Source organism: Pseudomonas sp. UBA1879 (assembly GCF_002338065.1).
Classification (GTDB): Bacteria; Pseudomonadota; Gammaproteobacteria; order Pseudomonadales; family Pseudomonadaceae; genus Aquipseudomonas.
Genome location: NZ_DDHJ01000004.1, coordinates 241,954 through 266,591, shown reverse-complemented (window position 1 = coordinate 266,591; position 24,638 = coordinate 241,954). Strand labels below are relative to the sequence as shown.

The window sequence follows — 24,638 nt, the reverse complement described above, 5'->3', positions numbered from 1 at the left end:
GATACTTTCAGAATGTCCCGCTTTTTCATTGATCGACCGATCTTCGCGTGGGTAATAGCCCTCGTGATCATGCTCGGCGGTGCTCTGGCAATCCGTTCACTGCCGATCAACCAATACCCCAACATCGCGCCACCTGCGGTGCAGATCAGCGTCACCTACCCAGGTGCGTCTGCGCAGACCGTGCAAGACACCGTTGTTCAGGTGATCGAGCAGCAGCTCAACGGCATGGAGGGCCTGCGTTACATCACCTCCAACGGCAACACCGACGGCAGCATGCAAATTATCGTGACCTTCGATCAGGGAACAAACCCCGATATCGCTCAGGTACAGGTGCAAAACAAGCTGCAATTGGCAACGCCGTCATTGCCTGAGGAAGTCCAGCGTCAAGGCATCCGGGTGGTGAAATACCAGGTCAACTTCATGTTGATCGTGGGTTTGGTCTCCACGGATGGTCACCTCAACGGCTTCGATCTGGGCAACCTGATCGTCTCGAACTTGCAAGACCCCATTTCCCGTACCAAGGGTGTTGGTGACTTCCTGTTGCTGGGTGCGCAGAACTCGATGCGCATCTGGCTCGACCCAGCGAAGCTGAACAGCTACCAGTTGGTGCCGCAGGACATCATCGACGCCGTGAGCTCGGAGAACGTCCAGGTGTCGTCCGGCCTGATCGGCGGCTTGCCTGCCAAGAAAGGCGTGCAACTGAGTGCGACCGTAATCGGCAAGGTGCGCATGCGTACGGCCGAAGAGTTCAAGCAGATCCTGGTGAAGGTGAATCCTGACGGCTCCCAAGTGCGCCTGCAGGATGTCGCCGAAGTCTCGCTCGGTAGCGAAAACTACTCGATCTTCAACAAGTACGACGGGGCTCCATCGGCCGGCATTGCACTGCGTTTGGCAACAGGCGCCAACCTTCTGGACACTGTTGATCGTGTTCACGAGACAGTCGACCGGATTAAGCCGTACCTGCCCAAAGGCGTTGAGGTCATCTATCCGTACGACACCTCGCCGGTCGTCGCAGCGTCCATTGAATCTGTGGTTCACACCTTGTTTGAAGCCATCATTCTGGTCTTCCTGGTGATGTACCTGTTCCTGCAGAACATTCGCGCCACCTTGATTCCCGCGCTCGCAGTCCCTGTCGTTTTGCTCGCGACGTTCGGGGTTCTGTTCGCCTGTGGCTTCACGATCAACGTGATGACCATGTTCGCCATGGTGCTTGCGATCGGTCTGCTGGTGGACGATGCGATCGTTGTGGTGGAGAACGTTGAGCGCTTGATGGCTGAGGAGCATCTGTCGCCCAAGGAGGCGACGCGCAAGTCAATGGATCAGATATCCGGCGCATTGGTGGGTATCGGGCTGGTGATCTCCGCGGTGTTCCTACCCATGGCCTTCTTTGGTGGATCGGCCGGCATCATCTACCGCCAGTTCGCGATCACAATCATCTCCGCGATGGGGTTCTCGGTACTGATCGCCTTGATCTTTACCCCGGCACTCTGCGCAACACTGCTCAAGCCTCACAAAGCGGGTGCAGGTGAGAAGAAGGGTTTCTTTGGCTGGTTCAACCGCACGTTCGAGCGAAACACGCAGCGTTATCAGTCTGGTGTCGGCGCCATGCTTGGCCGGCGCGGGCTGTTCATGGTCGTGTATCTGGTCTTGATTGGCGGGGTGGTCTTCCTCTTCACCAAGGTTCCGAGCTCGTTCCTTCCGGACGAAGACCAAGGCGTATTCGTCGTGCAGGTTCAGTTGCCGGCAAACGCCAGCTCTGAGCGAAATGAAGAGGTGCTGACCGAGGTTCGTGACTATCTGGCCAAGGATGAGAAGGACAGCGTTGCGTCGTCGTTCACCATCAATGGCTTCAACTTCGCAGGACGCGGACAAAGCTCCGGCCTGGTCTTCGTCAACATGCGTCCGTACGAAGAGCGTCGAGATCCTGAGCGCTCGGTGTTTGCCGTCGCAAAACGTGCTCAGGAACGATTCGCCAGCATCAAGGAAGGCAACGTCATTGCTGTCGTTCCGCCGGCCATTCTGGAGATGGGTAACGCCACAGGTTTCGACATGTTCCTGCAGGATAACGCGGGGGTTGGACATACCGCGCTCATGGCTGCGCGCAACCAGTTTCTCGAACTCGCTGCACAAGACCCTGTTCTTGCCATGACCCGCCCTAACGGCATGAATGATGAAGCCCAATACCAGGTCATCATCGACAACGAGAAGGCCCGTGCCCTTGAAGTGTCGATCGCAGACATCAACCAAACCATGTCCGTCGCGTGGGGCTCTGCCTATGTGAACGACTTCATCGATCGCGACCGGGTGAAAAAAGTCTACGTTCAAGGTAACGAGGACTCCCGTCTCTCGCCTGAGGACTTCGATAAATGGTACGTGCGGAACGCCAAGGGCAAGATGGTTCCATTCTCGGCGTTCGCGACCGGCAGATGGATCTACGGTTCTCCCAAGCTCGAACGCTACAACGGCATCCCATCGATCGAAATTCTTGGGCAACCCGCGCCGGGTTATAGCACCGGTGATGCAATGCGATCTGTCGAGCGTATTGCTGCTCAGCTGCCTGCAGGCGTCGGCATGGCCTACACCGGGCTGTCCTACGAAGAGCGGCAGGCGGGCTCCCAGGCGCCTGCGCTGTATGTGCTCTCACTGCTCATCGTATTCCTGTGTCTGGCGGCTCTCTATGAGAGTTGGACGGTCCCCGTTTCGGTGATGTTGGTCGTACCGCTGGGCGTGCTCGGCGCAGTCGCTGCAACGCTGTTGCGCGGTCTATCAAACGACGTGTTTTTCCAGGTGGGGATGCTCACCACCATGGGCCTCGCCGCCAAGAACGCGATCCTCATCATCGAGTTCGCCAAAGACCTCTACGAGCATCAAGGACGCACCCTGATTCAAGCCGCCACCGAAGCTGCTCGCCTGCGGTTGCGCCCGATCATCATGACGTCGATTGCTTTCGTGATGGGTGTTCTGCCTCTGGCCCGAGCTCATGGTCCCGGCAGCGGCAGTCAGCACTCGATCGGTACTGGCGTCGTTGGCGGCACACTGGCCGCAACCTTCCTAGCCATCTTCTTTGTCCCGCTGTTCTACGTCGTGGTGATGAAGCTGTTCAGCAAAAAGAGCAAAAGCGAAGTGGTTGAAGGAGAACAAGCATGAGACTGAACCACTTCACCTTTGCGCTGATCGTTGGCTTCGGGCTTCAGGGATGCTCTTTGATCCCTGAATACATCCGACCTGCGGCGCCTGTACAGGATCAATGGCCACAAGGTCCTGCTTACCAGACCAAGGGGAGCACCGCGCAGATCAACGGAGTTCCGGGATGGAAGCAGTTCTTTCGCGACCCGGCAATGAGCCAACTGATCGAGACCGCGCTGATCAACAACAGGGACTTGCGCCAGGCTGCACTGAATGTGCAGGCCTACCGTGCTCAGTACAGGATCCAGCGGTCCGAGTTGTTCCCTTCGGTGGATGTGAACGCTGACAGCTCCCGGCAACGCGTACCGTCCGACCTTTCCACCACTGGCAAGGCCGGCATCGAAAGCCAATATGGCCTGAACGTCGGGATTACTTCTTATGAACTGGATGTCTTCGGCCGCGTTCGCAGCCTTGAGCGCAGTGCGTTGGAAAACTATCTGGCGACAGAAGAGGCGCAGCGCAGTGTTCAGATTGGCTTGATTGCAGACGTCGCAACGGCCTACATCACTTGGCGAACAGATCAGGCTTTGCTGAAGGTTACGCAAGCCACGCTAGACAGCTATGGCAACAGCCTCTCGCTGATTGATGCCAGCCATCTGGCCGGCACGGCATCGGCACTGGACGTCCGCCAGGCGCGAACACTTGTGGATAGCGCAAGGGCACAGATGTTCTTGTACACCCGCCAAGTCGCCCAGGACGCTAACGCCTTGCAATTGCTGTTGGGCGCCCAACTCCCGTCCTCGATCAGCACTGATGCGCCGCTGGGCAGAGACGTCCTTGCCGATATCCCTGCAGGCTTGCCCGCCACGCTTCTTCAACAACGGCCGGACATCCGCGCAGCGGAGCACGACTTGCTGGCAGCCAATGCCAACATCGGCGCAGCCCGAGCAGCGTTCTTTCCGAGCATCAGCCTGACTGCAACAGCGGGAACCACAAGTGCAGAACTTGATGGGCTGTTCAAAGGCGGATCAGGTAGCTGGAGCTTTTCGCCGCAGATCAACATTCCGATCTTCAACGGGGGGCGGCTACGCGCGAATCTGGACTACGCAGAAATCCAGAAAGATATCGGTGTCGCCAAGTACGAGAAAAGCATCCAGACCGCCTTTAGAGAAGTCGCGGATGGACTGGCTGCGCTCGGCACGTACGACGGCCAGCTCCAGGCTCAGCGTGATCTGGTGCGCTCCAGTCAGGAGTACTACGAGATGGCCAAGCAACGGTATGACGAAGGGGTCGACAACTACCTGACGTTGCTCGACGCCCAGCGTGAATTGTTCTCGGCTCGCCAGCAATTGCTGACCGATCGTCTGCAGCAACTCGATAGCCAAGTGCAGCTTTACAAGGCGCTTGGCGGTGGCTGGAAGGAAAACGGCGTGACGACTTCTCAGCGCTAATACCCGCTCTCGGCAGATTGGCCAGGGACGGCGATCGGCTGAAATTCAGGAGTGCTTTTTATGCCCCGTACCAGAGCCATCCGAAGAATCAAAAAGCAGCAGGCATCACGGCGAGAACAACAGCGTGATCTACGCGAGGAACGAGAACGCCCTTCATCGCCGAAGAGGCGCTAAGCGGCATCAAGACTGTTCGATTCCAAAAATAATTCTGAGGACCACGCCCATGTTTATAGAGGCGGTTAGCACGATCCACATCCAGGCCGCGCCTGATCACCATTACGAGCTGGGCGTGCGGCTTGAGAACATTATCGAAGATTTTGGCGCCCATCCCGACTGCGTCAGCTATTTCGTATCCCGCTGCACGATCGATCTGGACGTGTGGGTGGTCTCCAGCCACTGGACCACATACGCCGCGATGGAGAGGCACTTCACTGATCCCTCGCTGGGACGATTCATGGACCTGCTCGCCAGCCGAGCAGTACGAAGGATTGAGTTCAATAGCTTCTTCAACAAGCACTCCAGCCACGCAGTATCCATGCTCGCAAGGGGGGGCCATGAGCATAAATGAAGAGCGCTTCGCCAACTTCGATATGAACCTGATCGTGGTCTTCATGCTGCTTTATCAAGAGCGCAACGTTTCACGAACAGCGAAGTTGCTGCGGGTCGGTCAACCCGCCGTGAGCGCGTCCCTCGTGCGCCTTCGTCGTCAATTTGAAGATCCGCTATTCACTCGGTGTCGATGGGGGATTGTTCCGACCGACCGAGCTGAAGAAATCGTCGCTGAACTCATGCCTGCGATAAGCAAGATAGAGTCGGTGCTTTGCCCGAAGGGCTGAGCCCATCTCAAAGTTTCCGGCCTTGGCAGATTACTCCCTCCCTCTTCCTGCCAAGGCCCTTTTATTGTCCCCCTATCTACCAGATAGCGCCTAGGACATGATGTGATTGTTGAGCCACCGGCTTTGGGACGACCGGTTGAATCTTCAGTCGAAAGCGGACCTTCAAGACCGCAAATCCGGCCATCTCAGCTCTATCTTGCCTTAGGTGTAATGGCTTATTCGCATTTACAGTAAAAGTATTCATCTAGAGGACTAGCTATCTGAAGCGTGGTCAGAGCAGCTCCTCTCCTATTTTTTGAAGCACTCACCCCAAAGGCAGTCGCGTCTTCAGCTAGCCTTTATTTGAATCGCTTCAAACTCCCCCTCCCCAAACCAGCCGCTGGCCTCAATTCGGGCCAAAGCCGCATCAGGATCGGAGGACCAAAGCACCAAGGCCAGTGACTCCTGCGCTCGACTACACGTTACGTAAAGGAGGCGTAGCGAACGGTCGATTGTCGTTTCCTTCCCTTTTTCTATGTTTTCCCTATCAGTCTTACCGAGGTCCATGCCACCAAAAATCTTGTCGTATGAAATTTGGTTACTCCCAGCAAGCTTGTCATCCATAACCACCATGACGTGCAAGAATTCAGACCCTTTAACGACTTGGTGAGTAGCTAACAACGAGTTCCCTGATAGATAGTGACTGTACTGTTGCAGCTGACTCCAGGGGCAAGCGAACAGCGCACACCAGCCGCGACGCATCCGATCATGCTTTGATTCTTCCTCCCCCCTGCCCGGGGCTGAAGGCGGTGGCGACTTGTCCGCATGCGCCACCTTGAGCCGCTGATCAACGTCAAACAGATTCGCACTCAGTACTGGTTCAAGCACGTTCCCTATCGTTGCCAAGGGGTTAGCCCGTATAGAGGCGAAACTCTCAATAGCTTGCAACATCTCGTCTGTTCGGCTTGCCCGCTCTTGGAAATTTTCGGGCATTTCGTCAAGTCGACCAAAACGCCGGAAAACTTCAGTGGCCTTAAATTCATCGACTACGCCATGAACATCGATGCATGCGCCTAGTTGCTCTAATTCATTGAATAGAAATTGTACGGCGGCAGGACCTTTGTTTTCGCCGCTTCCTGTAGGCGCAGCTGCGTTAGGATCCAGCAGAGCCATAGCACCGTACACATCCAAAAACGAACCCCGGGTTGCGACAAGCTTGTGCTCCAAAGCAAGCATCTGATATCCGTTTTGGCCCCAGGCAACCTCCCCACCAGTGGCTTTCAGCATTCGTTCTGCGCACCAGTTCTCTCCGAGCACCTTATCTCCGGGAGAACGCGAAGTGTCACCAACAAAAATCCGGACGATCCCCCCAGTCTTTTCACTTCTATGTTGCTGCTCTACACCATTTGCTGGCTGAGTCCGCCCTTCAAGCTTCGCACCCCATATTTTGTTGATAAGTGTCACAATTCGGCGCTGACTGCGATGGTTCATCTTCAATTCAGGTGTCGCCCATTCAGCAGGCACTAAACTTGGAAGGTCAACGTGACCGTCTTGGTAGATGCGTTGCCGGTGATCGCCCAGCAAACCGAGAGTTAGCCCACTCCCAGCCGACTCTGAAAGCTCCATCAAAGCATCAAGCATCCCCTTCATCGTGTCTTGTGACTCATCAATGAGAACGATCGGATGCCGGTCTTTGAGGATGATCTGGAGTGTAGGTCTGTTTCTGAGAAGCCATGCAGTTGCGCTAAGGACGTGCTGGTGAGCGAGAGCTCCGGGACCGTACGTCTCGCGATCCGGGTGATAGAGAAATACATCCGTAGTTCTAAAGGCTGCTATGTCATCCTTGATCTCGTCCAAGTCGCGCTGTTTTGCTGCTGTGATTCCTCTAGGTTTTGCTAACGCTTCAGCCGTTTCCCTCTCGAGCTGTGTTTCCTTTACAGCGATGAGAGCGGCACGAATGTCATCATTAAATCCGCTGATGAGTTCCCAACAGAAAGCGTGGATCGTTGAAACGCCCACTAAGTCGTTGTCGCCAAGGCGACTTTTGATGACCGACACTGCGTTCTTCGTATAGGTAATCACGCGTATTGAGCGTCCATGCATTCGCAGACGTCGAGCTACCTGACCGCCTTTCTCATGCCCCACGACACCTGTCATCCGACGCAAGACTTCCACTAACGTGCGTGTTTTTCCTGAGCCGGCGCCCGCGAATAAGAAATAACTACGCGAAGGCTCCTCGGTGAGATAGCCGCAGATTTCTTCGACAACTCCAGCATCGCGGTTGTTGTCAGTCAACATGGGTGCCTGACTCATTCCATAGCCTCCTGACCTGGCTCCAGTTGCCCTTGCAGCCAGTTCAAAGCGTCAGCAATGTATTTCGGACAGTTAACAGGCTCTCCTGATGAAATCATCTCGAAAATGCTTGCCGCGAAATCACCCTTCTTAAATGAACCATGCATTAGGTCATGAAGCGAACCTAACAGCTCTGGGCCACTCCCGGCCTTGGCAACTTTTTTCGCTACGGCAGCAAGTGCCCCAGTAGGTGGTTCGATTTCCCCGCCACACTCATCAACTTTTTCATCCAATAGCTGCTTGAACCAAGGAATGTTGGTAAGAACGAGTGAATCCTCGAAGGTGCTAGGCCAACTGTTGCCAGCTTCTGCTACAGGTAATTGCCAAGCGAATCGCACAGAGCAACCTGCAATCTCTTTCCAGACCAGTTGTGCACCAGTGGGGTCTTTAAAATCATCGAGCTGCTGTAGCTTCGGATGCCATCCACGAAGGGTTTGGTTGCCGCACTGCAAACCAGCCTGTCCGGTATTCGCAACAGCAACGAGCTTTAGGGTCGGATCCCCATTTTTCTTCGGCTTTCCTTCTTTCTCCTCAGCAGGGTCAATATCAGTAATGATCACGGTAGGGATTCGGAGCTTTTCGACAAGAGGTTTGAGCCGGTGGGCGTGACTTCCCCCGATGTCCAGAAAAGAGACGTACCGACTGTTCAAGGTACTGAAGTCGCGCTCGATGAATAGAGGAACAAGCATGCGCTCTGCAACGCCCTCAACGAAAATCGCTGCGTTAGCGAACAGCAAGTCAGTGTGCTGTACACGGAAGTAGCGCTCAGCGAATTGACGTGTCTTTTTGTCACTTCCGAAAACCTGTCCGAGGTTGACCACCTCAGTCGTCGCCATTGGGGTTTCGGCGCTTTTAGCGACACGACGTACGTACCGCAGCCGGTCAAAGCTTTCTGCATGTGCAAGATGGCTGGAATGAGTACTAATGAGTAACTGGCTTTTTAGCCCCGATGCGTCCTTTTCATTCGGACTGATTAGTTTGTGCGCTTTTCCAGGAAAAACACGCTGAACTTGCACATGTAGATGAGCTTCTGGTTCCTCAATCATTACCAAATGAACGGGTGCGGGAAATCCTTTTTCAGGCCTAAGCCGGGCTGCTTTGAAAGACACCAACTGATAGCTAAGGGATTGAAGATTTTGGTATCCGAGCCCGATGGAGTACTCCGGCAGAAGCTCTTCAAGCGACTCCTTATGCATGCTGTATTGGACAGCAGTTCCATGGTCGAGTAGATCTGCCGTTTGAATACGTGTCCGAAAGCGGATTTCCTGAGGGTCATGCAGTCCGGGATAGCCCAGCTCCTTCACTTCCTCAACCGAGCCTGCTATAGCCTCGTGAATCTTCTTATCTAGCTCACTCTGTGCCTCGGCGACAGCCTTTATCAGATCTGCCCGGTGGCCATGACCAGTGCTCGCCACGTTCAAGTGCTGTCGAGCAAACTTGAGGAGCTGGTTGGAAAACATACCGACCCGATGTGGTCCGGACGCAGATCGTGAATCTGCCTCTTCACTACCAAGCCCACGTTGAGCCGCAACGAAGTCAACCCGAATCAGTCTCGACAGATGCTTACGTTCAACTGGAACTGCGCCTGAGAGCGTCTGAGTCGAATACGCCGAGAAATTTGTTAATGGGTCATTCTTTGCGTCAAGCTTATAAGCACGAACTTGGCCAAGTTTAGATGGTTCTCGCAACCAGAAATCGAGAAGATCGATAGGCCACGCAAGCGAGTCTGCACCCATATCCTTTATCGGTGAACGAGCAACGTGATACGTCCATGCCAGTTGCTTGATTTCATCGATATTGGCGGCAGGCTCGAGCCTAAGGCGAACGCCAACCGCTCCTCCTTTCCAGCTGAATTTAGAGAGAAATGGTGCCACGTGATGGTACGTGCCGGCCTCAGCGTCGAACCAAAGGTCCAAAGTAGGCATGGCCCCGAGAAGCAACTGGAGCTGATTTTCCCAGTGATGCTGTTCTCCAGCTACTGTAGAGGGGTCCTCAGTCAGCGATTCCCAAGTCTTGCCAAGTGCTCTTAGCTTTGGCCATTGCGATAGGCTGATGTCGAAAGCGCTGAATGGAGACCCATCTGCGAGAAAATGGCGTAAGGCAGCGAGAATTGACGTCTTTCCGCTGTTATTGGCGCCGACCAAGATTGTGGTTTTTGGGTCGATATCCAGTTGAGCTTTGGTCAGCCGACGAAATTGACACAGCTCGATGAATCGGAGCTTGATTTCACTGGATACAGGGGTCCTTGGAACTGCTGGCATTTTCACGCCTCCTTGCGATTTTTTGAGATGCCTAGTACACGAATGGTTTGGCCGTCGGGCTAATGCTACATGTCATTAATGGCCACACGCCACGCCTCAATGAACCAAGCAGGGTAAGCATGGGAAGGAGAACGGCCATTAGCTGTCCCGGACTCATTATCGAATCACCGCACATAGAGAGCTGAATCCGATCCTTCGATGGAATGCCTAAAAATTGTGGTGTGTCAAAGCTAGGAAACGAGTATCAAACAACCTTCAAAAAAATCACGAACAGGCCGATTTCGTGAAGCAAGTCAGAGTGTCACTCAGTCGCTGAATACGCTAAAAAAATGCTCAAAATAGTTAATTTAGGTAACCCATTGATTTATGGAAGATAAAACAGATTTAACAGTTACCAAGGCTCCGGAACGCATGAGCGATCATCCGACACCATCGTCGAGCAGCGTAGACACCGATCCCGTACACAACGAGCGTCCCGGGAGTCCGCAACACGTCCAGAGCAACAGCGCGGACACGCCTGCGCCTCCCGCCAGCAATACCGTGCAGCAGCGGCAGCGCGCCATCCATCTCGCGCAGGCGGTGCGGCATGAATTGCAGAAAGCCGTGATCGGCCAGGATGCGGTGATCGATGACGTGCTGACGGCGCTTATTGGCGGAGGTCACGTGCTGCTTGAAGGGGTTCCCGGTCTGGGCAAGACCTTGCTCGTACGTGCGCTGGCCCGCTGCTTTGGTGGCGATTTCGCCCGGATCCAGTTCACGCCGGACCTGATGCCCAGCGATGTCACCGGCCATGCTGTTTACGACATGCAGACCGAACAGTTCAAACTGCGCAAAGGGCCTTTATTCACCCACCTGCTACTCGCCGACGAAATCAACCGCGCCCCGGCCAAGACCCAGGCGGCGTTGCTGGAGGCGATGCAAGAAAGGCAAGTGACGCTTGAAGGTCGCCCTCTGCCCGTTCCGCAACCGTTCATGGTGCTGGCAACACAGAACCCCATCGAACAGGAAGGTACTTACCCTTTGCCCGAGGCCGAGCTTGACCGCTTCATGCTTAAACTGCGCATGGATTATCCCCAGGCCGAACAAGAACTGGACATGGTGCGCCAGGTCACGCGTTCCACACGCTCGGACATGCTCGACGTCCAGCCACTGCGCACGCTGATGCAGGCGAAAGACGTTCAGGCCCTGCAGCGCATCGCCAGCGAGTTGCCGGTGGACGAACAGGTGCTCGATTACGCTGTGCGCCTGGCCCGCGCGACTCGCACATGGCCTGGGTTGACCTTGGGCGCGGGCCCGCGGGCGTCAATTGCGCTGGTCCGCGGCGGTCGTGCCCGGGCGCTGTTGCGTGGCGGCGAGTTCGTGGTTCCCGATGACATCAAAGGCTGTGCGCTGGCCGTCATGCGCCACCGGGTCAGGCTGTCGCCGGAGCTGGACATCGAAGGCCTCTCGGTGGATCAGGTGCTCAAACAGCTGCTGGATCAGGTTCCGGCCCCGCGCCAATGAAACAACTGCTTAAGCCTTCCACGCGCCTGTTGTGGTGGCTGACCGTTCTGGCAGCTGTCGCGCTGTTGCTGGGTGTGTTCCAGGCGCTTGGACGTGGCCCTGCCGCCAGACTCGACGGGCTGTTTTGGGCGTTGTTTTGCGGGATCGCCGTGTTGCTGGCGCTGGATGCGTTCTGGCTGTGGCGGCTGCCCTCGCCTCGCCTCCAACGTCAGGTACCGGGCAGTCTGGCACTGGGGCGTTGGAGCGATGTGCATGTCGAGCTGGCGCATGATTTTCGCCGCAGCGTGGCGTTGACCCTGTTCGATCATGGTCCTCAAGGGCTTGGCAATCAGTTCGAAGTGGCGTCGCTGCCTCAGGACGTGGTGCTGCGGCCCCAGCGCAAGGCGCAGCTGACTTATCGCCTGCGCCCGACCAGTCGTGGACACTTCACCTTCGAACGGATTGAAGTTCAGCTTCACAGTCCGCTGCGCCTGTGGCTGTCCCGGCGTTACATCCCCGTGACCAATGCAGCCAGGGTTTACCCGGATTTCGCACGGTTACATAACGGCCAATTGCTGGCAGTGGACAATTGGCTCAGCCAGATCGGTGTCCGTCAGCGCCAGCGAAGGGGATTGGGCCTCGAATTCAATCAATTGCGAGAATTTCGCGAAGGCGACAGCTTGCGTCAGATCGACTGGAAGGCCACCGCACGGCAACGCACGCCGATTGCCCGGGAATACCAGGAGGAGCGCGATCAGCAGATCGTCTTTCTCCTCGACTGTGGTCGGCGCATGCGCAGCCAGGATGGCGAACTGACCCACTTCGACCATGCCCTCAACGCTTGCCTGCTGCTGGGCTACGTCGCCCTTCGACAAGGTGATGCCGTGGGTTTGTCGACCTTCGCCGCCGAGGACGATCGACACCTGTCACCGGTCAAGGGCGCTGCGCAGCTCAATCATCTACTGAACCACGTCTACGACCTCAATAGCACACAGCGCCCCGCCGACTACAGCGCCGCGATTCGACAGGTGCTGATCCGCCAGAAACGCCGCGCGCTCGTCGTACTGGTGACCAATCTGCGAGACGAGGACGACGAGGAATTGCTGGCGTCCGTCAAGCAGCTTGGCCGTCACCATCGGGTGCTGATCGCCAGTCTGCGCGAGGACGTGCTGGATGAACGCCGACACACTCCTGTGCAAACCTGGCAACAGGCACTGGATTACTGCGGCACGGTGGATTTCCTCAACGCGAGAGCGAACCTGCACGAGCGGCTGACGGCCCACGGTATCCCGGTGCTGGATGTGCGGCCCGGGGAGTTGGGGCCGCAATTGGTGAGTCGCTATTTGAGCTGGAAAAAGGCAGGCACCTTATGACGATGCCGTGCTCAAGCGGATGCCTCCAGCGGATAAAAGCTGAAGTAACGCTGGAGCGCCTGGATCAGATGATCGTACTCAGGGGGCGCGGCCTGCAGCCTGAACCCCGAGTCATAAACGCCCGGTGTTTCGTCTTCCTGGCACCACAGGCAGCTGGCGTTGATATCGATGTTATAAAGCCCGTTCTTCCCGTCCGGCACCTTGAGACGCAACTGGAAATCCGCACCGACCAGAATGGGAAGATCGCTGATCAACATCAGGCCTTGTTCTGAGACGTTTCCCAGGCAGCCCAGTGGCCTATCGGTATACCGATTGAAGACTTGAAGGTAATACGGGAGCTGGTGGCGCTCGATTCGTCTTTCGTTGAGCATTGGACAAAGGTCCTCGAATGACCATTGAGCATGGCCTTGCTAATGCAAAGGGTCTGGTCACCCGTCAACGGCATGGAAGACGGAAACCTGTCGATTGAAACAGGGACGTCATCTGACTCAACAGGCTTGACCGAAGTCACGTGTCCGACTATTCGATTTCGCGATAACCCTCCCGTTCAGGTGAGGTATTCAGCGTATCGACCATCGGAGCGCCCTTCGCCACTCCTGTGAAAAATCTTTAGGTCCCTACCGAATCCAGACTAGCTCAAGCTTTGATAAAGGCCACCCAAAAAGAAGACCGTCCATCCAAGCGGGTGTAATCACAATGAAGCAGGTCTTGGAATGGCCGGGGGCGCAATGTTGTCATGACCCAACTGATGCAGCGTATCGATCCGCGCCTTGGCCCGGAACGCGTACTCGCTGTACGGGAACTGGGTGAGGATGAACTGGTATGTCTGGATCGCATCCACATACAACTTCTGGCGCTCCAGGCACTGGCCGCGCAGCATGGACACCTCCGGTTGCACGTAACGACGGGCACGGCTTTCGCGGTCCACTTTCGACAGGTTGTACATGACCGCGTCGCAGTCGCCCTTGGCGTACGCACGGTTGGCATTGTTCAGATGGCTGTTCATCGCCCAGCGGGTGCAACCGCCCAAGGCCAGCAGCGCCACTAATATCATCACGATTCGCATGAGAGTCTCCTGTGCTCAGCAGTGTATCGGCGCATCGGGGAATTTCTTCAAGTGCGATTTGCTCCCCGACAGCCTGCGCGCACTGGGCCATTCGCTCATCGAAGCGTCAACACGTAGTGCAAAGGAACAATGACTACAGCGCAATACAGTAGTAGCCTTCCGCTGCGCTTCATTTAAGGAGTTTGTGCATGTCCGTTCGCCGCACCAAAATCGTAGCCACACTTGGCCCAGCCAGTAATTCGCCAGAAGTCATCGAGAAGCTGATTCTTGCGGGCCTGGACGTTGCCCGCCTCAACTTCTCCCACGGCACGCCCGACGAGCACAAGGCTCGCGCGAAGCTGATCCGTGACATCGCTGCCAGAAACGGCCGCTTCGTCGCGTTGCTGGGCGATCTGCAAGGCCCGAAAATTCGTATCGCGAAATTCGCCAACAAGAAGATCGAGCTGAAAGTCGGTGATAAATTCACCTTCTCCACCAGCCATCCTCTGACGGAAGGTACGCAGGACGTCGTCGGCATCGACTATCCCGATCTGGTCAAGGACTGCGGCGTAGGCGACGAACTGCTGCTCGACGACGGACGAGTGGTCATGCGCGTCGACACCCAGACCGCCGATGCCCTGCACTGCACTGTGACCATCGGCGGTCCGCTGTCCGACCACAAGGGCATCAACCGTCGCGGTGGCGGCCTGACTGCACCGGCCCTGACCGAGAAAGACAAGCAAGACATCAAACTCGCGGCAGAAATGGACCTGGATTACCTGGCTGTTTCCTTTCCGCGCGACGCGGCTGATATGGAATATGCGCGCAAGCTGCGTGACGAGTCCGGCGGTACCGCCTGGCTGGTAGCGAAGATCGAACGTGCCGAAGCCGTGGCGAACGACGAAACCCTTGATGCCCTGATCCGCGCCAGTGACGCCGTCATGGTGGCCCGTGGCGACCTCGGCGTGGAAATTGGCGACGCCGAACTGGTAGGCATCCAGAAGAAAATCATTCTGCACGCACGTCGCCACAACAAAGCGGTCATCGTGGCCACGCAGATGATGGAGTCGATGATCTCCAGCCCGATGCCGACTCGCGCCGAAGTCTCCGACGTGGCCAACGCCGTGCTCGACTACACCGATGCCGTGATGCTGTCTGCTGAAAGTGCTGCCGGTTCCTACCCTGTCGAAGCCGTCGAGGCCATGGCGCGGATTTGCGTCGGTGCCGAACGTCACCCGACTGGCAAGACCTCCAGCCACCGCATTGGTCACTCGTTCACCCGTTGCGACGAGAGCATCGCGCTGGCGGCCATGTACACCGCCAACCACTTCCCGGGTGTGAAAGCCATCATCGCGCTCACCGAAAGTGGCTACACCCCGCTGATCATGTCGCGCATCCGCTCTTCGGTACCGATCTACGCGTTTTCGCCGCATCGCGACACTCAGGCTCGCGCGGCCATGTTCCGTGGCGTTTACACCATTCCGTTCGACCCGGCATCGCTGCCGGCGGGGCAGGTCAGCCAATCGGCTGTGGACGAACTGGTCAAGCGCGGTCTGGTCGAGCAAGGCGACTGGGTCATCCTGACCAAGGGCGACAGCTACCACACCATCGGTGGCACCAATGGCATGAAGATCCTGCACGTTGGCGACCCGATCGTGTAAGACGCTGCGGCAATGAAAAAGCCCCACCTGTGTCATGCAGGAGGGGCTTTTTTGTGGGTTAGTGTTGCAGTTGATTCGCTCTGATGAGCCTCACCTTTTGCAGGTTGTTACGCTCTACGTGCCTACGCTCTGAATACGTGATGGGTTCGTAGGCACTGTGTGAAGAAGGCCTCCTGTAGCGCCTCGCTTGATATTGTTCAGGGCTCAAATCTTCCCACCCGCTAGACGGGTCAGCAGGGTTCTTCAAGCCTATATCGGCAAAGTGAATCTCGTCAGGTACTGAAGAAGAAGCGCTGTGCGCCCAGTCCAGCCCTAGCTTCGAAAGCTGCCTGAAGACCCAATTTGTGACCCCTTTTGCCGCCTCTTTCATCTGAGCATCGGCCTCCTCAAAGAGCTTCGCCGGCTCACTTCTCAATAGATGCGTCGCTTGTTCTAAAGCCCTTTCAGAGAGAGGGACATCAAGATTTTTTTTCCAGAATTCAGCTATCTTCGCCGGATTGGCCATATGCTTCTGAAGCTTATTCTGCACGTTGAATTTTTTACTGTTGGCGTAAAGAAAATCGGACCAGCTTTGCAGTATCTTGCGAGCATCGTCTTCACCCCCCTTGTAATACTCGGCTTTCTCAAGAAATAGCTTGACGCCGTCATCAGGCACTTCACGATCCTCGTCCATATCGTCCTCTTCACCGCTACTTTCAAAGAAGGCCTCAATGGTGTCGCTGTAGTAATCCATGAGCGTGTCGGGAGTGATTCCTACGCCGGCATTCAACAGGTCAATCGTTGTGATGCTCTGCGAGACGACGTCGTCCCCTGCGCTTAAATAAAGATCCCGTGCAGGATCGAACCCATACAGCAACGTCACCGTAGGCGCTTGCCCATCCGGATCGGTCATCGTGACCGGGTTATTTCTGACAAAACGATACCGGTTCAGCCCATCGACATCGCCACCGGGGTCGGGGTTGACCCATCGTCCCAGCCACGGTGCGTAGTAACGCATCCCGTAATAGTAGAGGCCGGTAGCGTCTCTCTCCTTGCCTGCAAAGCGACGAGACTTAAAGCTGTAGCCCTCTGCATGAGGCTGAGCCCACCAAGCCGTCGCCCCATAGGGATAGTAACTTTCCTGGCTGATCAATACGCCAGCGCCATCGAATTCCAGCGTCGCCGAGTTCAGGTGATCGGCCAGCGAATAACGAGCGGCACTTTCATGAACGCCATCGGGTGTGCCCCCTTCCCACCGGTCCCAGCATAGGGTGGTTCTGCCCACTTGAATGTGTACGCGATGCCACGCTTTGTCGCCCACCGAATCAAGGTGCAGTTCCAGCTCCGGCAGATAACGCACTTCTCGCGTGCGCAGATAACGGGCGCCATGTAACAGCTGGACTTTGCGCACTCGCTGCCCTGCGCTGTTGTAGAGATATCGCTCGCAATCGTCAGCAGCAGACTCCCTTGTCACGGGTGTCACCTGCCGTAGCTGGTTGCGCGCACCCCATTCCAGACGCTGCCCGCGCAGCAGTTCAAGTGGATTGCCGTTGCTATCGAAGCCTTCGGCGATGTCCGACTCCCCCGGCGCCCACTCGCCCTGAACCTGCAAGCTGCGGTTGCTCGATAACGAGGTGACAGTGCGCAGCGTAAATGAATGGCCACCGACGTGAGTCAACGTCTGCATATTGCCGGCAGCGTCGTAGGCGTACTGTTCACGGTAATTGGCCAGTTGACCTGGATCTGGCAGCGCCCTGTAGGACGCTGTCAGCCCCTGCCAGCTTTCAGATCGAACCGACTCAAAGCCCGTGGCCTCAATCAATTGAGACAGCGAGTCATAAACATACGTGTTTGTATGATCAATCTGCTGATTACGGAAGAAAGCCGTTGATTGCGCAAGATCCTCAATGGCCGTCACATTGCCTAGCGGATCGTACTGATAGCTCAGATGCTGAATTGAAGGCTTGCCAGGCAGTGCAGACTCAAGCCGCACTAAGCGACCATCGCGAGGGCAGTAAGTCGCGGTCGTCACGATCCCGTTGCCGGCGGTTTCGCGTTCTATCTGACCCAAGGCGTTGATAAGCACCCGACTGACGACCGATCGAGCTTCAGCACCCGGCACTTGCAACCAGGCTTCGCGGACATGGCCATCGACCCCATACGCAATGCATTGAGTGTTCAGTCGCGCATCCGTCAATTGCAGTTGCTCAGCCAATGCGTTATCGAGCCGTCGGGTAATCGCAGCTTGCGGTTCAAGCAACGCGTCGCGGGATGTGATCTCCAGCGGCCAATCGGGGTCATCCAGCTCCGACAGAAATCGCCATTGCTCGACGATGGCTTTTCCGCTCAGACCATAGTCCGACACCGACAAACTGCCTGCCGTGTCGTCATGGCGGGTCAGACACCCACAAACGTTATGCCCATGCTCCTCAGCAGCGCCGTAGGTCATGCGTTCAACCACTCGCAAAATCCCTTCAGGTGATTGCTCACTGACAACCACAGGCCTGAGCAGCTCATCAAAAGTGGTATGACGCACACTCCCCCGCCCGTCCCAATGAATGCACGGTTCACCGGCTGGCCCTGAGAGATTGATCTGCCAGCCGGAGTCGACACTTCGCGAGGCCAATCCGGCCCCGGACAAGCTAAGGCTATCGACCCGATTCTCGATGATCTCCGACGCCTGCCCTAGCCGTGCGTCCTGACTGGCGACATGACGCCCTGCGGCGTCGAGGCGCTGACGGGTCGCACGCACCTGAGGGATGGCGTCGGGGATGTCTCGATAGAACTCTACCGTTCTGACATTCAGGCCTCGGGGATCCTGGACCGCCAGACGGGGCGTTGCGGTATGCACGGACGACAATGAATGCATGTTGACCTCCCATGTCAGGGCGCTGGCACAGCCACCCGTGTGCGACTCCACAAGAGGCTTCTTTCATACACCCTTTGCCCAGGGGGTTCTACTGTCAGAAATGACAGTGAACTGCACCACCGCTCACGCCGCACTCAACCGATCAGCCCTTCTCCAGAAATACATCCGCCAGCACCTGGCCCCTTGGCAAACCGGCGATGAACAGGCGTTTGGAGAACAGCTCGACGCTGGCGGGCGATCCGCAAACGAGGGCAACGGTTTGTCGTGAGGCGAGGCGCACGCCTGCAAGCGCGGTTTGGGCCTCCTGCGTATTGACCAGTGCAACCTGTATTTGGCTATGTTGCTGCGCAAGGGTCTCAAGCGCATCAGCAAAATAATGCTCACGCGCCACGTGCACGACCCAAATCGGCCCTTGATGCCCAGCGTTCAACGCTTCGCGCAAAATGCCCCACAAAGGCCCCAGCCCTGTCCCGGCCGCCAACAGCCAGAGCGGTCGCGTTTGCCAGTCAGGGTCGTAATGCAACGCGCCACCCCGCAATTCGCCCAGCCGGATGACGTCGCCGGGCATCAGTGTGCGAGCGACGTCAGCGAAAGCGCCGGGTTTGCTGCAATCGATATGAAACTCCAGCGCAGCGTCGTTTCCCGGCACGCTCGCCAGCGAATAAGGGCGCGCAATGCCGCTCGCGGTCCACAGCACCAGATGCTGCCCGGCGCGATAGCGCAGGGGCCGCTCGGGTTCAAGGCGAAGGCGCAATACCGAAGGGCTTAACCAGTCCGCCCCGCTGATGCGAGCCGGTGAACCGTCGCGTTTCGGGTCGAAGATTTCAACGTCCAGATCGTCTACGACCCGACACTGACACGCCAGACGCCAGCCCTGCTCGCGCTTACGGGCGTCCAGCGCCTCAGGCAGCGCATCCTGTGGCTCGCCGCGGACACAGCGCACAAGACAGGCGTGGCAACTGCCCGCCCGACAACTGTAGGGAACGCGGAGCCGTGCAGCATTGAGTGCGTCGAGCAGATTGCTTCCGAAGGCGACCGACCACTGCTGATCACCCGCACGCAGCTCAGGCATCGGCATGTTCCCACGCGCCGTGGCAACGGTTTCGACCCTGATGCTTGGCGCGGTAGAGCGCCTGGTCGGCCCGCTGCAGGGCGCGGTCCATGTCATCGTCGCGATCAATGAGCGTCATGCCCACCGACAGGCTCAACGCCAATTCCGGCAGCTCGGGAATGACCACCTGCTCGAAGGCCAGACGCACGCGCTCGCAGCATTCCACCAACTGGCTACGGGTGCAGCGGGGAATCAACAGCACGAACTCCTCGCCGCCATAACGCGCCAAAATGTCGTCCGAACGCAGGCACTCCGACGCTGTTGCGGCAAACACCTGCAACACCCGGTCACCCGCCGCGTGCCCCAACACGTCGTTGACGCGCTTGAAATGGTCCATGTCAATCAGGGCAAGGCCTTCGGTGTAGGAACCATCCATCGCTTCCAACTCGCGAGTGGCCAGGCGCAGGAAATGGCGACGATTGAACAGATTGGTCAGTTCATCGGTGGAGGCCAGCTCCTCCAGCTGAAACATCATGCCGCGCAAGGTTTCCTGGTGGGCTTGAAGCGTGATGCGGTGTTGATGCATGCGCTGACGTGAATGCTGAACGAATCGCGCGTACAGACACAGCCAGACCAGCACGATGAACAGTGCACAGACCTGCAAGGCCGCAAGGCCCGGATCAGCCAGCTCGTCCTGAAGCGCTTCCCACAGGTTGAGCCCGATGAAGCCCGACAGCGCAAAGACCGCGCATCGGGCAAAGACCTTCGGCGGCAGATGAAACAGGCCGAACAACAGCACCAGCACGTAAAGCACCAGAAATGTGCCCCGCGCCGACGCCAGATGCGCCAGGAGAAACGTTTGCCAACCCAGCCCCATCAACACCTGAAACTCGGTCAGGCTGGGGTCTTTGAAGCGTTTGTTGTACTCGCCAAAAAACACCAGGCTCATGATGCCTTGGGATAACAGCACCAAGACCGTGGTCAGCCACAGGCCGAAGAAATTGGCGTCGTAGTAGCCGGCGCAATAGGCCACCCAGACCAGCACGATCAGCAGCACGTACGTACCTGCCGCCAATGCGAAACGCTTGAACCGCAGGCGCTGGATAGATCCGTCTATATGAGGTTGGTTCATCATCGGCTAAAGGTCATCCTGTCCGGCGGGGTCGATGTGCGTTACATCGTGGGCCGGTCGTGCCCTCGGCGAACATGCAGTGGCACTTCAATCATCTGGCAAGGTTGCCAATGTAGAGGAAACCGGCCCGTTCGCCAATGTGTCCGGCACTCAGGCCTCTCAGCCGTGTGCAGCGCATTTCGGGCCGGGGAGCACTATTCAAGGCGGTGATAAAGGTCGACGAATGACATATGAAGAAACATACGTCGCCGACCCTATATATATGTATATCAAGTACCCAAGTCCCGCTGCGTACACTGGGGCCTCTTCCATAGCCAAGGACGGCACACCATGAACCCGGCAAACGATACAAACTGGATCACCAAATTCAATATCCACGTCACGTCGAACTCTAACAAGGTGTTCGGCAACGGACGTCACCAACTGGAGGTGTCCGTCAGCGTTACACCCAAGGCAGGTGTAGAGATTTCCGATGAGCAGCTTGACAGCATTCGCCTGGTCACTCTGGACGATGACGGCGCTTATCAGGAACTGGACGGCGAGCTGCATGTGTCCAAAGAGCGGGACAAGCGGTTCGAGTATTACGCCGATACCGGCGGTGCACCAAGAGCTTTGCTCGCAGCGAACTCGCGGCGCCGTCGATTTTACGTTTCTTCGACTCGCTCCGGCGGATCGCTGGACGTTGTTTATGCAGCGATCTCCAAGGATGAGGAGACGCAGTACGTGAGCAATACCAGCAAATTCAACACGTCCATTACCCTCGAAACCCTCACGCCATTGCGGCTGACGCGGGATGATTTTGCCTTTGAAGCAGAGGATAACCATTTCCAGGAAATCGGCACGACCGAGTGGAATTACGACATCAATCAGCTTTTCATCAAAGGCCGTGGGCTGAGACTGGCAGATGCCATTCCCTACGGACCGGGGTCGGGTGAAGCCTACTTTCAGAAGGTCATTGAAGAAGACGCGGGTTGGGACTTCGACGGGCTCGCGCCTACGATTTCTCGAAGCTTCACCCATATTGGTTATGAGGTCAGCGATCAGCGTGAATTCCCGGTACCTCAAGCGGTGCTTTCCGTCAACAGAGTCCCTCACAGCATGGTGTTCGTTCGCATCTTTACGTATGGGACCGTGAACCTCACAGGCGTCGCCACCACTGAGTCTCGGTGGGGGTTGCTCGACCAATACGGCAATGAGCACAGGATCAAGATGACGCAACGCAATAATGGCCAGTACATCGACTTTGTGATGGTCGACTGACCGTTCAGCGCTCACCCTTCGTGCGTGCCTTTCGATCACGCTGTCGTTAGGCACGCACGCCTGACTCACGTGCCCCTTTCAAAGAGTGACGAGAACATGTCTGTAGACACCCTTCATACTCAAGCCACCAATTTCATGGATTTCATCAAGACCGGCGTCGACGCGCGCACCGGTCAGTTCACCCTGGCATTCCAGCTTCCGCTCATTCCCGCCAACAACCTTGCGGGGCCAGCGCTCTCACCTACCCTCTCGTTCAGCCTATTGGGTTCAACCCGCAACCGGGGCTTCGGTTTCGGCTGGTCTCTGGACCTCAGTGAAATCAATCTGCATCAGGAGGCACCGTCCTTGCGTTTGTCGTCTGGCGAGAGCTTCGCCATCGATATGGACGCCTCCGACCTGTCGGAAGGCCAGGAATTGGTGCTGTTCGACGCTAAGCTGAAAGCCATGGTCGTCACCTGTCAAAGCGACACGGTCTTTCGAATCGATCACACCTCCGGTCAGACGGAAATACTGACGCAACAACAAGACAGCGCTCGCTATCTGGTCAGCGAAATCCGAAGCTCGGAAGGCCGCCGTCTGTTCCTGGAATGGGCGGCGTTCGCCAACGACGACTTCATGCTCGAGAGCATTCGGGACGAATCCCGCACGTTGCTGCAGGTCGAAAGCGACGAAGGCGAAGTCCGGTTCGTCGTACCGGGGGCCGCAGCCAGAACCCTGCGTGTGCAACTGGCCAATGACACGCTGAGCGATGTTTACTTGCCAGGTATCGATACGCCTTTCAGCGTGACGTATGACCGCCATGAACTGGACGACGAGCATCACCTGCTGCTGCCCACTGTCCTGACCAGCCCCTTGGGCGCCTCGGATGCCGTGACCTGGGGCACCGGGGAATTCGGTCATTCACTGCCAGAAGGCGCACCGTTCCCCGTGTTGCCTCGAGTTGTCGAGTGGAAACATTCGGCCGGAACACCCGACACTGAACTGACGCGCACCTATGAGTGGACCAGCGCCCACAATTTTCTGGGCTACGGCAGTGAACAGGCGTTCGATTGGAAACAGGGCCGGGACAACCTTTACGAAGTCGAGCAGGATTACGATTACGGAGTGGTTGAAACCCGGCAGGATCCGCAGGGCAAAACACTTTCCACCATTACCCGCACTTGGAACCGCTTTCATTTGCTGACCTCGGAAGTCGTCAAACGAGGTCACTGTGAGGTCCACACTCAGAACACCTTTGGCATTGAACCGGACACGAGCTGGGCGGATCAGCCCACCTGGTGTCAGCTTCCTCACGAACAAACGGTCACTTACATCGACCGCAGCGAAACAGGTACGCAGCGCAGCGAAACGACCCAGTATCGTTACGATGAAGCCGGGAATCTGGTGTTCAGCCGCTCCCCCTCCGGCGTTGAAGAACATCGCGAGTTTTACCCCGCAGAAGGCGCGGAAGGCTGCCCTGCGAACCCACAAGGAAAAGTCCGGTATCTGAAGCGCAAACGTGTGACACCTGCTCGTCTGGAAGACGGGAGCTTCGGCGGCGCCAGCGAAGTGTCCACCACTTATACCTACGGGTCCCTTGCGTCGCTCATTGAAAACGAACCGGCCCTTGTACTGGTGGCGTCTGAACATACTTACGACGAGACCCAGTCCCGTCTGATGGAAACCACAGTACAAACGTACGTCTCCGAGGGCGTCGGCTACGGGCGACTGAAACGCAGCGTCACTCAACTCAATGACAAGGCGACCACGACCACTTACCGTTATGCGTTGACGGACGACGAACTGTCCACGCACGTCAGCATCATGGGTTTCGAGAACACCGAAACGGTGCGCCAGACCCAAGACAGCGCGCGCTCGCTGACGACAGGACAGATAACCCGCGACCGTAGCCTGGCAGGCGTGCTGAGCCGTTATGAATACGACGCGTTGGGCCGGGTCACACGCGTGATCACTGCCGATGACAGCCCCTACCAAGCCAGCCGGACGACCACGTATCACGTCGGTGACGACGCAGCGCGGGCGGCGCGGGCGGGCGAAGAAAACCCGGTCATGATCGAACACACCCACGCCACAGGCCAGCGCCGTCGTCAGTGGCTCGATGGCGAAGGGCGGACCGTCCGCGTGGAGCTGGAAGACATTGACCATGCGCCGGGCGAGTTCAGGGAAATCACCCGTACGGTTTTCGATCCCGAAGGCCGGATCATTCGCGAGACGCAGACTGACTGGCTGCGTGACGAAGACGATCCCGCCTCAGTGACGGCCCTGCCGCTCACCACGACCACCGAATACGACGACTGGGGCCAGACCCGTTGCGTCACGACACCCGATGGCGTGCAGACCCGCACTGAGCACAGTCCTGCAAAACTGACCGTCAAACAGTGGCAAGTGAATGGCGACATGAGGGGGCCCAGCACCGTCAGCCTGTTCAACACCGCGGGTAGCATCATCCGGGAGCAGCTGTACGACACGGAGGAAACCCTGATCCGTACCGTTGAATGGACTCGAGACGGGTTGGACCGTGTCATCGAAACCAGGACCCACGGTCCGGATGAAGACGCTCGCGTCACCGCTCAACGCCTCGACTTCTACGGGCGCACTGTCGAACAGCAGCTTCCAGACGGCACTGTCATCAACTGGACCTACGCGCAACACAGCGACGATCAACATCCCGAGTCGATCGCGGTGACATCGCCTGAAGCGCGGGCCGACTAAGCCACCCGTCCATTCACGTTCAGTCGGGGAGGTATCGGCATGCCCTGCCCCGCACACTTCCAAGGATCG

16 protein-coding genes are annotated in these 24,638 nt (G+C 57.1%); 9 read left to right on the top strand and 7 right to left on the bottom strand.

From position 1 onward, the window contains the following. Nucleotides 1-12: 12 nt before the first annotated feature. From B3N48_RS04320 to B3N48_RS04305, 4 genes are all read left to right on the top strand, one after another. Nucleotides 13-3,147: an efflux RND transporter permease subunit gene (locus B3N48_RS04320; RefSeq protein ID WP_296179922.1), complete on the top strand. Its 3,135-nt coding sequence runs from the start codon at nucleotides 13-15 to the stop codon at nucleotides 3,145-3,147. Next, entirely contained in the window at nucleotides 3,144-4,577 is a 1,434-nt protein-coding gene (locus B3N48_RS04315; protein ID WP_296179919.1) for an efflux transporter outer membrane subunit, read from the top strand. Before B3N48_RS04320 ends, B3N48_RS04315 begins: the two co-directional genes overlap by 4 nt. Before the next feature lie 223 nt (nucleotides 4,578-4,800). Beyond that, nucleotides 4,801-5,145 (top strand): putative quinol monooxygenase, encoded by a 345-nt coding sequence (locus B3N48_RS04310; protein ID WP_296179917.1) that lies wholly within the window; start codon nucleotides 4,801-4,803, stop codon nucleotides 5,143-5,145. Further along, nucleotides 5,132-5,413: a LysR family transcriptional regulator gene (locus tag B3N48_RS04305; protein ID WP_296179916.1), complete on the top strand. Its 282-nt coding sequence runs from the start codon at nucleotides 5,132-5,134 to the stop codon at nucleotides 5,411-5,413. Before B3N48_RS04310 ends, B3N48_RS04305 begins: the two co-directional genes overlap by 14 nt. 327 nt (nucleotides 5,414-5,740) lie before the next feature. Here the strand turns inward: B3N48_RS04305 and B3N48_RS04300 are convergent, their stop codons facing one another. Further along, on the bottom strand, nucleotides 5,741-7,705 hold the full coding sequence (locus tag B3N48_RS04300; protein WP_296179912.1) for a UvrD-helicase domain-containing protein: 1,965 nt from the start codon (nucleotides 7,703-7,705) through the stop codon (nucleotides 5,741-5,743). After that, entirely contained in the window at nucleotides 7,702-10,005 is a 2,304-nt protein-coding gene (locus B3N48_RS04295; protein WP_296179910.1) for an AAA family ATPase, read from the bottom strand. Before B3N48_RS04295 ends, B3N48_RS04300 begins: the two co-directional genes overlap by 4 nt. Before the next feature lie 411 nt (nucleotides 10,006-10,416). Here B3N48_RS04295 and B3N48_RS04290 point away from each other — a divergent pair, with 411 nt between their 5' ends. Next, the gene (locus B3N48_RS04290) at nucleotides 10,417-11,508 is read left to right on the top strand and encodes an AAA family ATPase (protein ID WP_414704193.1); all 1,092 of its coding nucleotides are present in this window, start codon (nucleotides 10,417-10,419) and stop codon (nucleotides 11,506-11,508) included. Further along, entirely contained in the window at nucleotides 11,505-12,860 is a 1,356-nt protein-coding gene (locus tag B3N48_RS04285) for a DUF58 domain-containing protein (protein WP_296179903.1), read from the top strand. The genes B3N48_RS04290 and B3N48_RS04285 overlap by 4 nt, the downstream gene beginning before the upstream one ends. Before the next feature lie 11 nt (nucleotides 12,861-12,871). On the opposite strand, the gene B3N48_RS04280 is transcribed toward B3N48_RS04285, so the two are convergent. After that, nucleotides 12,872-13,231, bottom strand: coding sequence for a PilZ domain-containing protein (locus B3N48_RS04280; protein WP_296179899.1), 360 nt, complete (start codon nucleotides 13,229-13,231; stop codon nucleotides 12,872-12,874). 320 nt (nucleotides 13,232-13,551) lie between these two features. Then, nucleotides 13,552-13,926, bottom strand: coding sequence for a tetratricopeptide repeat protein (locus tag B3N48_RS04275; RefSeq protein WP_296179897.1), 375 nt, complete (start codon nucleotides 13,924-13,926; stop codon nucleotides 13,552-13,554). Between the two features lie 188 nt (nucleotides 13,927-14,114). Between B3N48_RS04275 and pyk the strand changes: the two genes are divergently transcribed. Then, complete coding sequence (gene pyk / locus B3N48_RS04270) at nucleotides 14,115-15,566, top strand: pyruvate kinase (RefSeq protein ID WP_296179896.1); 1,452 nt, start codon at nucleotides 14,115-14,117, stop codon at nucleotides 15,564-15,566. Between the two features lie 58 nt (nucleotides 15,567-15,624). Here pyk and B3N48_RS04265 read toward each other — a convergent pair whose 3' ends face one another. From B3N48_RS04265 to B3N48_RS04255, 3 genes are all read right to left on the bottom strand, one after another. Continuing rightward, nucleotides 15,625-18,414, bottom strand: a complete 2,790-nt coding sequence (locus B3N48_RS04265; protein ID WP_296179894.1) for an RHS repeat-associated core domain-containing protein — start codon at nucleotides 18,412-18,414, stop codon at nucleotides 15,625-15,627. A gap of 142 nt (nucleotides 18,415-18,556) precedes the next feature. Beyond that, nucleotides 18,557-19,486, bottom strand: a complete 930-nt coding sequence (locus B3N48_RS04260; protein WP_296179892.1) for an iron-sulfur-binding ferredoxin reductase — start codon at nucleotides 19,484-19,486, stop codon at nucleotides 18,557-18,559. After that, nucleotides 19,479-20,600: a GGDEF domain-containing protein gene (locus tag B3N48_RS04255; RefSeq protein WP_296179891.1), complete on the bottom strand. Its 1,122-nt coding sequence runs from the start codon at nucleotides 20,598-20,600 to the stop codon at nucleotides 19,479-19,481. The genes B3N48_RS04260 and B3N48_RS04255 overlap by 8 nt, the downstream gene beginning before the upstream one ends. A 327-nt stretch (nucleotides 20,601-20,927) precedes the next feature. Here B3N48_RS04255 and B3N48_RS04250 point away from each other — a divergent pair, with 327 nt between their 5' ends. Both B3N48_RS04250 and B3N48_RS04245 read left to right on the top strand, forming a co-directional pair. Next, nucleotides 20,928-21,857, top strand: coding sequence for a hypothetical protein (locus tag B3N48_RS04250; RefSeq protein ID WP_296179890.1), 930 nt, complete (start codon nucleotides 20,928-20,930; stop codon nucleotides 21,855-21,857). A 96-nt stretch (nucleotides 21,858-21,953) separates the two neighbouring features. Then, nucleotides 21,954-24,569, top strand: coding sequence for a hypothetical protein (locus B3N48_RS04245; protein ID WP_296179888.1), 2,616 nt, complete (start codon nucleotides 21,954-21,956; stop codon nucleotides 24,567-24,569). Nucleotides 24,570-24,638 lie beyond the last annotated feature (69 nt).